The 12,407-nt window shown below is 52.6% G+C and carries 10 protein-coding genes and 1 pseudogene; 7 read left to right on the forward strand and 4 right to left on the reverse strand.

What is annotated here, in order from left to right; translation table 11 throughout:
- Positions 1-42: 42 nt before the first annotated feature.
- The gene (locus CKQ54_RS17935; protein WP_244220225.1) at positions 43-342 is read right to left on the reverse strand and encodes a copper resistance protein; all 300 of its coding nucleotides are present in this window, start codon (positions 340-342) and stop codon (positions 43-45) included.
- A gap of 259 nt (positions 343-601) precedes the next feature.
- On the opposite strand from CKQ54_RS17935, the gene CKQ54_RS17940 reads away from it, so the two are divergent.
- From CKQ54_RS17940 to CKQ54_RS17950, 4 genes are all read left to right on the forward strand, one after another.
- Positions 602-844 carry a DinI family protein gene (locus CKQ54_RS17940; protein ID WP_120162043.1) on the forward strand — a complete coding sequence of 81 codons (243 nt, stop codon included), beginning with the start codon at positions 602-604 and terminating at the stop codon, positions 842-844.
- 221 nt (positions 845-1,065) lie between these two features.
- On the forward strand, positions 1,066-2,838 hold the full coding sequence (locus tag CKQ54_RS17945) for a penicillin-binding transpeptidase domain-containing protein (protein WP_120162044.1): 1,773 nt from the start codon (positions 1,066-1,068) through the stop codon (positions 2,836-2,838).
- A gap of 245 nt (positions 2,839-3,083) precedes the next feature.
- On the forward strand, positions 3,084-3,209 hold the full coding sequence (locus CKQ54_RS26005; protein WP_279630515.1) for a hypothetical protein: 126 nt from the start codon (positions 3,084-3,086) through the stop codon (positions 3,207-3,209).
- A 147-nt stretch (positions 3,210-3,356) separates the two neighbouring features.
- Entirely contained in the window at positions 3,357-3,743 is a 387-nt protein-coding gene (locus tag CKQ54_RS17950; protein WP_112289967.1) for a helix-turn-helix domain-containing protein, read from the forward strand.
- A gap of 120 nt (positions 3,744-3,863) precedes the next feature.
- Here the strand turns inward: CKQ54_RS17950 and ompC are convergent, their stop codons facing one another.
- Positions 3,864-4,991, reverse strand: coding sequence for a porin OmpC (gene ompC, locus CKQ54_RS17955; RefSeq protein WP_120162045.1), 1,128 nt, complete (start codon positions 4,989-4,991; stop codon positions 3,864-3,866).
- Between the two features lie 775 nt (positions 4,992-5,766).
- On the opposite strand from ompC, the gene CKQ54_RS17960 reads away from it, so the two are divergent.
- The 3 genes and pseudogenes from CKQ54_RS17960 (at position 5,767) to CKQ54_RS17970 (ending at position 8,616) form a co-directional block, all read left to right on the forward strand.
- Complete coding sequence (locus CKQ54_RS17960) at positions 5,767-7,797, forward strand: DUF4034 domain-containing protein (protein ID WP_244220226.1); 2,031 nt, start codon at positions 5,767-5,769, stop codon at positions 7,795-7,797.
- A gap of 97 nt (positions 7,798-7,894) precedes the next feature.
- Positions 7,895-8,206: pseudogene (locus tag CKQ54_RS17965) on the forward strand (type II toxin-antitoxin system HigB family toxin).
- Complete coding sequence (locus CKQ54_RS17970; protein WP_120162046.1) at positions 8,203-8,616, forward strand: helix-turn-helix domain-containing protein; 414 nt, start codon at positions 8,203-8,205, stop codon at positions 8,614-8,616. The pseudogene CKQ54_RS17965 and the gene CKQ54_RS17970 overlap by 4 nt, the downstream one beginning before the upstream one ends.
- Before the next feature lie 426 nt (positions 8,617-9,042).
- Here CKQ54_RS17970 and CKQ54_RS17975 read toward each other — a convergent pair whose 3' ends face one another.
- Together CKQ54_RS17975 and CKQ54_RS17980 are read right to left on the reverse strand one after the other, a co-directional pair.
- Positions 9,043-10,212 carry a beta-barrel domain-containing protein gene (locus CKQ54_RS17975; RefSeq protein WP_112289491.1) on the reverse strand — a complete coding sequence of 390 codons (1,170 nt, stop codon included), beginning with the start codon at positions 10,210-10,212 and terminating at the stop codon, positions 9,043-9,045.
- Positions 10,213-10,229: 17 nt separating this feature from the next.
- Entirely contained in the window at positions 10,230-12,407 is a 2,178-nt protein-coding gene (locus tag CKQ54_RS17980) for a type I secretion system permease/ATPase (protein ID WP_120162047.1), read from the reverse strand.

The following is a 12,407-nucleotide window of genomic DNA, read 5'->3' on the forward strand; positions in this document are numbered from 1 at the left end:
ACATCCTGATGAATAACAGGGGTGTTTTTATTCCCGGAGTTTTTATTCCCGAAATACACAGAGCCGCAAATGCACCCGCAGGCGCGGCACAGGGACGGCTTCCGGCACAAGCAGGCGGATCGCCGCCATATTGCCGCGCGACAAAAATGCCAGCAGCAGGATCAGCGCCAGAAACGCAAATTCTAAAAGGAGAGGAGGAACAGAAAGCAGCGATTTACTGCTGAGCTCACAGGGAGCCGGGATTTTGTCGATTTCGGAAATAGTGGATGACGCCTGAGCCGTCGTCGTTTCCTGATGCAGGATCGCGGACAACGCATTCAGCCCGGCAATACGCTGTGTCATACACGTCAGTATGACCAGACAGGCCAGGCAAAAAAATATCAGAGCTGAACGCCGTTGTTTATCCACATTTCCCTCACAGACTGGCCGCCATTCTAACGGCCGTCCAAACATTCACAAGATGTATGAATCATGAATTACATGAATTTACGCTCACAAATCTGTGCTGCATCTCCACGTTCAGGCGAAAAATCACTAGAGCGCCCCACGCGAATACTGTATATTTAGCCAGTTAATAAATTTATAAATAATGAGGAAAACCATGCGGGTTGAACTGATTTTTGACAAACGGAATGTCGCCGGCATCCCTAACGCCAGTGAAAAAATTGAAGCGGAACTGGTAAAACGCGTACACCGGATGTTTCCGGATGCGGAAGTTAAGGTAAAACCGATGCAGGCCAACGGGCTGAATACGCAAGGGGCCAGCAAGCAGGAACGTTCGCAATTAAACCAAATGCTGGAAGAAATGTTTGAAGAAGCGGACGAATGGCTGTCCGTCGAGTAAAAAAGGTTTCGCCGTTGCACTTGCTTACAAAGAGCAATTGAAATAAACAATCCATCGCTATGGCTTAATATAAGATGTGCATGTACACGAAATTCATTATCTTTCAGAGCGATGAGCTGTATTTTTATCGGACAACTACCGGCATCATTTGATGCGGTGAAAGGGTTCTCCGGCGCCATCGCTTTTCGCTTCAAACGCGTCAATGACTTTGCGAAACTGCCATGCCACCGAGCTCAAAAAAATCCAGCGCCCAACCGCATTTTTACACCAAGCGCTTTGCGCTGATTTGTCTCGGTATCGTCTTTTGTCTGGCGCTCCTCCTTGGCCGCGTAGGTTATCTGCAGCTTCTTAATCAGCCGATGCTGGAAAAAGAAGCCGATTCCCGCTCACTGCGCTCCAGCGTCATCCCTGCCGGACGCGGGACCATTGTTGACCGCAACGGACATCCGCTGGCACTGAGCGTCGCCTCCAAAGACATTATCGCTGACCCGTTCCGCGTGCTTGAATTGCACAGCGATCTGAACAGCCCGAAATGGCAATATCTGGCCTCTGCGCTGAATATGCCGCTTTCCCAGTTACAGCAAACCATCACCAGCGATCCGCAGCGCCGCTTTGTGTATCTTGGTCGCAAAATAGAAGAAGGCATTGCTGCCGATATCAGCCAGCTGCATCTGGGTGGCATCAGCACTCAGCTTGATGACAGCCGTTATTATCCGATGAGTGAAGCCGCAGCTAATCTGGTCGGCGTCGTCGGGACAGATAACGAAGGCCTGACAGGCGTGGAAAAAGGCTTTAACGCCCTGCTTCAGGGTAAACCTGGCATGCGCGAATACCGTCAGGATCGCCACGGCAATGTCATCGGTATTCTCAAAGAAGTCGCGCCACAACAGCCGCCGACCATTAATCTCAGCATCGACAGTTTTATGCAGTACGTATTGTATTCGCGGCTGCGCGATGGCGTGACGCTCAACCAGGCAGAGTCCGGCGCAGCAGTTCTGGTGGATGTGAACACCGGTGAAATTTTAGGGATGGCGTCCTACCCTTCCTATAACCCGAACAATTACGCCGGCGTGCAGCCAAAAAACATGCGAAATGTGGCGATCAGCGACAGCTTCGAACCGGGCTCGACGGTGAAACCGCTGGTGGTAATGGCCGGTCTTAACCGCCATATGATCCGCCCTGATTCCGTTCTCGATACTCATCCCTACACCGTTAACGGGCACCTGATCCGCGACGTTGGCCACTGGCCGGCACTGACCATCACCGGTATTTTGCAAAAATCGAGTGACATTGCGGTATCGCACATCGCGCTGGCGATGCCTGCGAACGTGCTGGTTCAGCTTTACCAGTCATTCGGTTTGGGTAAACCCACTGATTTAGGTATCGGTGGCGAGAGCAGCGGTTATTTCCCTGCGCACCGTGACCGCTGGGCAGATATCGAACGCGCAACTTTCTCATTCGGTTATGGCCTGCGCGTCACGCCACTGCAAATTGCCCGTGAATACGCCACGATTGGCGCGGAAGGCATTTACCGCCCGCTGTCGATTACCAAGGTTACACCGCCAGTGTTAGGCACCCGCGTAATGTCGGCTGACGTGGTCAGAACGGTCATTCATATGATGGAAAGTGACGCCCTGCCGGGAGGGTCCGGCCTCAGTGCGGCGGTGCCGGGATATCGTCTGGCGATTAAAACCGGTACAGCGGAAAAAATGGGGTCCAGCGGTAAATACGATGGCGGTTACATCAACTATACCGCCGGTGTAGCACCCGCCAGCAACCCGCGCGTGGCGCTGGTGGTGATGGTTAACAATCCGCAAGCCGGTAAACACTTCGGTGGTTCGGTAGCAGGGCCAATCTTCGGGCAAATCATGGGCGAAATTCTCAACCATATGAACATTGCTCCGGATGCGCTGGTACCCGAAACACCGCCAACCACGGTCATTAATGGCGGTCAGAAAACCGATCTGGTGCGACGCCCAGCAACCGATGGTTAAACGAAACCTATAAAAATCGTTTTAAATTCCTGACAGGCTGGATCTCAGCGTAAGAAGCGGTTAACGTTCGCAAGAATTAATCGTTGGCTAACGATCCACGCTGGAGGAAGAGCGCAAGCTCTGTAAAAAGAATGAAACGGCTTCTTATCGTTTTTCTGATATTTGTTGCGGTTTGTCTGGCTGTTATTGCATTGAATATGCGGGGCAGCGGCCCGTGGTAACCCAATTTTATGCCCTGCAAGGGGATGAAGGGAGGAACCACTTTGCCAACCGGTAAGAACTTTTACATCATCATTGTTCTTATCCTCGTCGGGATCGTTCTGGTGGACGACGGTATCGCCCGCTTGATTCACTGGATCCTGTTACGCTAAATCATGGCCCGTCAGGGTGTCTGCGCACTCCTTTCCCGCGGGCCATTTTGGTCACTTCGGTTGTCATACACCTCAGAGCAACACCTGCAACGCCATCACGGCGAAGTCGTGTATAATAGCGATATTCAACCTTAAAACAGACTGGTTATGGCTCAAGATATTCATATCGCTATCGTCTGCGCACTCAGCAAATGGATTGAAGGCCATCTTGGTCGTGTGATCCACCTTGAAGAACTGGCTGAGTATTCAGGCTATTCGCTCTGGCACATGCAAAAATTGTTCAAAGAATCGACAGGCATTTCTCTGGGGAAGTACATCAGGGAACGTCGTCTGGCGAGTGCTGTCTATCAGCTGAGCAGCAGTGATACCCCGATTTTCGACATCGCTATGGATTTCGGCTTCGGCTCGCAGTCACACTTTACCTACATGTTCCGCAAGCGTTTCAATATCACGCCGCATGAATTCCGCCAGAATCCTGAAATCGAACTTGATGTTTCTCCCCCGCTGCATCTGATCCACCAGAAATCAGCCTGAGGCTGTCAGATCTCTTGCTTTTTGCCATAAAAAAACGCGGCCATCAGCGACCGCGTTCTTTTTACTGCTTGTTCTTTTGACTCAAATCTAAACGCTATTCTGTGTCGGAGAAAGGCACGCTTAGAACTGATACACCAGACCTACAGCGGTAACGTCATCGGTGTTGATACCGGCGTTATCGGTGAAGGTGCTGCTGTCGATCAGGTTGATTTTGTAGTCAACATAGGCCGACATATTTTTATTGAAGTAGTAAGTCGCACCCAGGTCGACAAATTTCACCAGATCCTGATCCTGGTAGTTGTTGCCCAGACGGTCGGAACCTAAATCTTTACCGCGAGTTTGGTTATAGGCCACGAACGGACGCAGACCGAAATCGAACTGATAGCTTGCGTAAGCTTCAAATGCCTGTGACTGGTTAGCATAACCGTAAGCTTCTGAATCGGTAGAACCGAAGCGTGAAGCGTTATAAGCCTGAGTAAACATGGCAGCAAGGTAAACGTTGTTAGCGTCATATTTCAGGCCACCGGTGTAGCCTTCCGCTTTTTTACCGTCGCCCATGATGCCCGGTGCACTATTTTGCTCATCAGTACGGTCAGAGTTGAAGAATGCACCTGCCACGCTGACGCCCGCGCCAATGTCGTAGCTCAGGGACATACCGTAACCGTCGCCGTTCTGAGTCAGCACATCACGTGTACCTGGCTCACCGCCGCCGCTGTCATTTTTACCCTGATATTGCAGAGCGAAGTGCAGGCCATCCACCAGCCCGAAGAAGTTGTCGTTACGATACGTTGCAACACCGTTGGTACGCTGATAAAGGAACTGGTCAGCGCCGTAAGTTGAACCATCGAACTCTGGCTGCAAGTCGGTCCAGGCGGCCACGTCATACATAACGCCGTTGTTACGACCGTAGTCAAAGGAACCCATATCGCCGAATTTCAGACCGGCGAAACCATAACGGGTAAAGGCGCGATCGCCATCATCAGAGCTTTCAGCCTGGTTAGCCTGAACCTGATATTCCCACTGGCCGTAACCGGTCAGCTGGTCGGTGATCTGAGTTTCGCCTTTGAAACCAAGACGGATATAGCTCTGATCGCCATCAGAACCCTTATCGTTAGAAAAGTAGTGCAAACCATCAACCAAACCGTACAGGTCGAGTTTATTACCATCTTTATTATAAACTTCTGCCGCGCTTGCTGATCCTGCGACCACTAATGCAGGGATCATGAGTGAAAGAACACGGAGTTTCATTTTTCTGTCCTCGATAGGTGTCGGACCGTGCCACTGAATGTAAAGTACACGTTTTTACTGATTTGAATCTGCTTAACGCTTGTTGGTATCTGTATAAAAGTTGGCCCGACATGGCAAATCCATTCTCTTGATATAAATACTTTTAATCCAGAAAGAAAATGATACGAAATTAGTTTATATATTTCCGAAGCATTTAAAGGTGTAACATTTTATTAATATTGGATAAAATTAAACCTCAATTTAAATGTTAAAATAAAGCACGCAAAGCTAAATCAATAAATTAATCATAAATATCAATATCTTATTAAAAATAGTTACCGCACTAAGTGATAAAGCATCTATTCACCTTTAATATATAATGCTCTCGCTATCATCATTATTTGTTATTTATTACCCTCATTCCCCGTTTTGTGGAAACAACAGCCGACCCTTAGTGGTCGGTTTTTTTTTGTTTTGTTAAGAGATGATGACCGCCTGTGATATTCATCACTCATTATATTTTCCTGCTGAAATGTATTTCTCCATAATTACCTCACACTTTCTCCATCTTTGATGATTCTGATTTTCTTAATAGATGATATCTAATCTCCTCGATTAATAAGGGATTTCAGGGGGATTATTAATCTTTATTATGCAGAGGCTTTGTTGGTCAGTAACGGTTCGGATCCGTTACTATAGCCAAAGTCAGACCAATCCCGCTGATCGCGCAGGGGGAGAAAGGTAGACTTCGGGTGCCGCGCAAACACCGTTTTTACTCAATAGCTCAGGGAACCTCATGCCACATCAGGACCAGCACGACAACATTTCCAAAGCCAGAATGCTTCTGGCGACCCGCCGTTTTCTTAAACTCGACGAGTGGCTGTTGTCACAGATGCGTGGCTGGCAGAATCAGGGCGAAGGTCACAGCGATTACGGGCTGCTGATGCATCCGGCTACACTGTTTACCGGCACGGAATCCCCCCCGCTCAACCCGCTGGAGATCCTCAGTGACTGGGCGCAGCAATGCCCGCAGAGCTATCATGCCCACGCTTTGCTGGGTATGGTCTGGCATGAAAATGCCTGGATTATCCGCCAGCCGCAGGAAGGTGAAGACGTCGCCGATCACCAGTGGCTGGGGGCACAGTTATGCTGTGATTACGCAGTACTGTCATTTTTACGTGCTATTGAACTGCATCCGCGCCCGACGCATGCCCTGCGCCACATGATGAATCTGAGCGGCGGTTTCGGCGAACCGTACTGGCTGAAAGCGTTGTTTGCCGGTGAAATCCCCAAACCTTTGCATGAAAAGTTTTCGATTCAGGGCAGTGAAATCTGGCAGGCGGGTATCGCACACATCCACGCACTGGGATTCGAGCCAGCAACACACTGGCCGCAGATACTTCCCGCGGCGTTGCAACAAACCCGTAAAAATGATGAAGAAGCGCTGGATTACTGGCTGCGTATGGCGATGTCAGTCCGCCACGCCGACGTTGGCACCATGGAATCTTACCTTTTATTCCATTCCGCTTTCTGGGGTGGCAGCGACGCGCAACAGATGCAAATTATCGACAGTCCGCTGTGCGCAGAATTTAGTGAAGAAGAACGTAATCAGTTCCGCGCCAACGCGCTGTGCGATGCGCTTTCCGGTGATATCGCCGACAGAGAATCTCCTCAGGCGCTGGAACTCCAGTCGCGCTTAGCTGCATTACTGGCTCAACCGCTGGCGCCGGAAACGCGAGTCCGTCTGCTGGATCTGGCCGGGATCTGCATCGCCTACTGGCAGGACGACGATCAGGCGGGTCTGGCTGTCTATAACGATTTATTTGCTGTTTCACCCCAGGCGATGCCCGGTCACGCCGCGCGGATGTTTATCTCCCGTGCCGTGCTGGCCAATGGCCATCAGGAAGGTTTGCCGGTACTGACCCAGCTGCTGACCCGGGGTCTGAGTCAGGCAAATGATCCGGTACTGGTGGCGTTTGCCGCGACGGCCTTGCAATCAGGCCTGTACGGATTACCGGCGCGTCCTGAATTATGTCAGGGGCTGATGGAACATGCCTGGTCGCTTATTCAGCAATCGGGCGATGAACAACCGGTAAACGATCTGGTGACACTGGCGCACGACATGGCGATCAATGACGATCTGGACGCCGCACATTTTCTGATGACCGAAATGGCCCGCCACGGCAGCGCGATCCACTGCTACGAGTTGTACTTTTTCTACCGCAACGGCTGGCATCAGGATGTTCCTGAGCAGTATCACAACGACAGTAATGCGATGGACTGTGTGCTGAGTGCCGCCCGTTCAGGCATGGTGCCCGCTATGTTCACCTGCGCCAATGCGCTGCGTGAAGGGCTCGGTGGCGAACCCGATTATGAACAAGCCATGCACTGGTATCAGCGGGCGATGGACGCCGGACATTTATCCGCCGCCTATTTCCGTGCGAGTTGCGCGCTGGATAACGGTTCAGACGCCGAAAAGCGTCAGGCTGCCGAAGTCTGGCTGCCGGAAATCCTGCATAACGCACATCATCCCAATCGCGCCGAAGCCGCTTATACGCTGGGCATGGCGTGGCTGACCGGTACCGGCGTGAAGAAAAACCGTTATACCGCCGATAAATTCATGGAATTCGTTCTTGAACTCAATCCTGAATCCGAAGCCGCGAAGCAGGTGCATGAAGACCTCAGCGGCTCGCTGCGGGCGCGGATGAATTTGTGGCAGGACAAGCGGAAAGCCGAGAGGGAAGATCCGGTAGCCATTTACCACACCGTTCATCCTGCTGACCCGGAAACTTCTCTGGAAGATGTGCCGCAATCTGACAACAAGTAAAGCCCGTCCCCTCCTGCAAAAGGTTATTGTGGTTTACAGCTTGTAAACCACAACATTAACCTTTATATTGTTCACAGGATGTGAACTCAGGAGTGCTATGCATGTTATAGCCAAAGAAGCATTTGACCGGGCGATGCGGCAGTATCCCAATGATAAAACCGCCTTGCTGGCAACCTATCGCGGGCTCAAAGAAGGCGACTTTCCGACGCCAGATTCCCTGAAATCCGTCTTTTCCAGCCTTGACAATTTCCGCTACCGGCCAAAATGGTGAGTTATGAACGTCGGCGGCAATAATCTTCGCCTCATTGCTTATATCAATTTCGTCAACAAGCGGGTGTATGTAAAACATATCGTCACTCATGCGCTTTACGACCAGTTGAACAAACATTACAGGACTTACACACAATGATTGCTGAAGCTATCGAAGCCAGTAAAGCGCTGGTTAAAGCGGTTCCTCTTCTGGGAGGAAGTACCAGCACAGCCGATTATAAAAGTGCGCTTGAGCTGATTGATTATCTGATTGAGCATGATGACGAAAACCCGCTAATCGAGTTTCTGAGTGCAAAGATTGAAAGCTATGAGCGCCAGCATACCGATTTCGTCCCCTTTAATCAGGCGTTGGAAAATCTCCCGCGCGGCGTGGAAGCACTTCGCCAGTTGATGAAAGATTACGGATTAAAGCAGAGTGATCTAAGTGAGGAAATCGGCGGAAAATCGCTGGTCAGTCAGATCCTGAGCGGTAAGCGTTCGCTGACTGTCGAACATATCCGGGCGCTGGCGGTGAGGTTTAATGTACCGACGAGTTTGTTTATTGACTGAAGGTTTGCAGGAGCCGCTGCAATAGCGGGTGATATCCTGGGCTCGCCGCCCACACGGGCCCTAAGAGTTTTAAGCGAAACCCCTTGGAATCCTGAGTTTTTTAACTGCGCGCTATCGCCCGCTGGCATTGCGGTTTAATGTGCCGACGAGTGTGTTTATAGACTGAGGGTGGAAGCAGCAGAGGACAGCTCCCTCCCCTGCGAAGGGGAGGGTTGGGGTGGGGTATTAATGCAAAATCAAAAAGTTGAAGTGCTCACCTCAACTTTCTTTTCGCTTGTAAAACCCCCTCCCAACCTCCCCCTTCGCAGGGGGAGGAGCAAAATCAAAACCCCGGCCGACGCCCACGACCTTGAAGTTGAAGTTGAAGTTGAAGTTGAAGTCGAAGTTGAAGTTGAAGTTGAAGCCGCACAAGCAGCGGCCTCCCGCTTACCTCTCCCTCAACGATTCCTTCACCTTATTCAGCGGTTTTATCAAATAATCCAGCACACTTTTCTGGCCGGTTTTGATGTCTACGTTCGCCACCATCCCCGGGACAATCGGGAACTGGCGGCCGGCTTTGTTGGTCAGGAAGGCTTTGTCGGTGCGCACGTAGACACGGTAATAATACTGATCGCGTTTCACTTCATCCTGCAAGGTATCCGGCGAGACGCCTTCGACTTTGCCTTCGAGGTCACCGTAAATGGACGAATCGTACGCCGAGATTTTTACCGTCGCCGGTAAGCCCGGACGGATATAAGCGATATCACGCGGGTTGATGCGGGTTTCTATCAGCAGTTGATCTTCAATCGGCACGATTTCCATCAGTTTTCCGCCTGGCTGCAACACGCCGCCGACGGTGGAAACCTGAATGTCTTTCACGATACCGTGAACCGGCGAATAAAGTTCGGAACGCGTCACCTGATCCTCTTTCCCTGCCATCACCTGCAATTCGGCGTCCAGATCGGCGTTGTTCTTCACCTGCTCCTCACGGGCGCGCACTGCGTACTGGTTCGTTGCATCGTCGATTTTGCCGCGCAGTTCGCTGGCCTGACGTTTAAGGCGGATCACCTCCACCTGCCCCGCCGCGCCTTTCGCCACCAGAGGCTGGGTCATGTTGATTTCATCATTCACCAGTTTGAGCGACTGCTGCAGGTTACTGACGGTTTCGTCGCGGTTCTGTTTACGCGATAAATACAGCTGGCGTTCACGCGCCACCAGCTCTGGCGATTTCATGGTCTCCGGGCTGAATTTCAGCGGCGCACCGGTCAGTTCAGCACTCAGACGTTCAGATGAGGCGCGCAGGGTCCGCACGCGGGAAGCGGCTTCACCGAAGTTCGACTGCGAGCGCGTCGGGTCGAGCTGCGCCAGCAACTGGCCGCGATTGACTACCGAGCCTTCCTGCACCATCAGTTTTAAAATAACGCCGCCGTCGAGCGAGTCGATTTGCTGCGCTTTACTCGATGGCGTGACCTTGCCGGTGCCGACAGTGACTTCATCAAGCAGGGCAAACCGCGCCCAGACGAAGAAAATCAGCAGGCAAGCCAGCGATACCCAGATGATCCACGACACTTTGCGACCTTCTGCTTCCAGTTCATCATGCAAAGTAAGATGTGCCATGCGATGTCCTCAGCAGCTCAGGCTGCGCCTTGTTTGTTGTCCGCCACCACGGCCGCAGCCGGAGCGGGCGTATTGCTGGCCGCTTTCGCGAGGATCTGATCCCGCGGTCCGTCAGCTACCACCCGTCCGTTGTCCATCACCACAATCCGGTCAACCAGCTTGAGCAGCGCCGGGCGGTGCGTGACAACAATCAGGGTGCGTCCGACCAGCCAGGCATGAAGCTGGCGGATCACATATTCTTCAAGCTGTTCATCCATCGACGCCGTCGGTTCATCCATCAGCACCACCTGCGGATTACGCAGGATCATGCGGCTCAGCATCACCATCTGACGCTGCCCGCCAGACAATCCGCGCCCGCCCTCGTTGATGATTTTATCCAGACTCGAAGCATCGGCCTGCACCATACTCAGCGCGCCGCTGATGCGCAGCGCCTGTAGCATTTCCTGATCGGAGGCATGGGGATAACCGAGCATCAGGTTCTGGCGCAGCGTGCCGAAGAACAGCCGCGAATCCTGCGACAAATACCCCAGCTGACGGCGGACATCTGCCGGTTCGATTTTGGTCATGTCCACGCCGTCGATCAGGATTTTACCCTGCGACGGACTGGCCTGACCGGAGAGCAATTTCAGCAGCGTGGATTTCCCCGCGCCGACTTTGCCGAGGATCGCCACACGTTCACCCGGTTTGATTTCCAGCTGGCCGATGCCGAGCACATTCGGCGCATTTTCTTTGTCGTAGGTGTATTGCAGATTACGCACGTTGAAATGACCGCTGAGCGACGGACAATGCGACAGTTCTGCATCCGCAGGCCGGTCGATCGGTTTTTTCAGCAACTCATCCAGCCCGTGCATGGCGCTTTTGGCGTGCTGCCAGCGGGAAAACACCATCGTCAGCTGCATCAGCGGCGCAATGGTGCGTGACGACAACATGCTGGCGGCGACCAGCGTACCGGTGGTGATATCGCCGTTCAGCACCAGATACACCCCGAACACCAGCATCCCGCCATACGTCAGCTGCTGGACGGTGGATGCCCAGCCGGTCAGGCGTGCGCCCCACAGACGCTGCTTCATGCCGACCGCTGCGCTGACTTCATGCGTCTGTTCCCACTGGCGCTGGAAATACGCTTCGGCCTGCAAGGCTTTGATGTCTTCGATGCCTTCGATAGTTTCCACCAGCACTGCGTTGCGCAGCGCACTTTCACGCATCCCTTCTTTCGCCAGTTTCGCCATCGGCCATTGGATCAGAATGCCGGGAATAACGATCAGCGGGATCGCCAGCAGCGGGATGATCACCAGCGGACCGCCGATGAAGAACATGATGCCGAGGAACAGCAGCACGAACGGCATATCAGCGGCGGCACTGACGGTCGTTGACGTCAGCAGTTCGCGCACCTGATCGATCTCGCGTAACTGAGAGATAAACGAACCGGTGGATTTTGGCCGATCGTCATTTTTGATGTTCATCGCCCGCACGAAAAACAGCGAAGAAACTTTGAGGTCGATTTTCTTTCCCATTAAATCGGACACCAGCGTGCGCATCAGGCGGATGACATATTCCATGCCTGCCGCCAGCACCACGCCGAAGAACAGCACCCATAAAGTCGGGAAAGATTGTGCCGGAATAACGCGGTCATAAACCTGCATAGAGAATAAAATCCCTGCCAGCGCCAGCACGTTGCCGAGAATGGATGCCAGCGAAATTTCCGCGATTTTCCGCCCGCTGCCGCGAAAGTTTTCCCAGAACCAGTGTTTTTTATGCGGCTGAACAAACTGATCGATACGCTCATCACGCCCGCGCGCCGCCACACCCACCAGAAATACCGGCCCGGCGCTTTGTTCCAGCAGCGTAACCAGCTCCGCCGAGCGCAGCAGGTCACCGCCGTCACTCAGCCAGTAATCTACTTTGCCGTCATCGTGTAACTGCTCAAGCACCGCAATGCCGCCCTGCTCCAGGGTTATCACGGCGGGTAACACTTCCTGCCGCCAGCGCACCTGATTCCAGCTGACCATACCCACCTGTAACCCCATCAGTCCGCTCAGACGGTCGAGCTGACGGCGCAGCGGCTGATGTTCAAACCAGCGCATTTGCTGGCGAAGATAGAGCGGATCTGCTGGCTTACCGAATGTTTCGGCCACGCGCCCCATGGCGCTTATCCAGACGTCGATCGACAAAGGTGTTGTTGTTTCGTTGCTCAT

Source organism: Rahnella variigena, from assembly GCF_003610915.1.
Classification (GTDB): Bacteria; Pseudomonadota; Gammaproteobacteria; order Enterobacterales; family Enterobacteriaceae; genus Rahnella; species Rahnella variigena.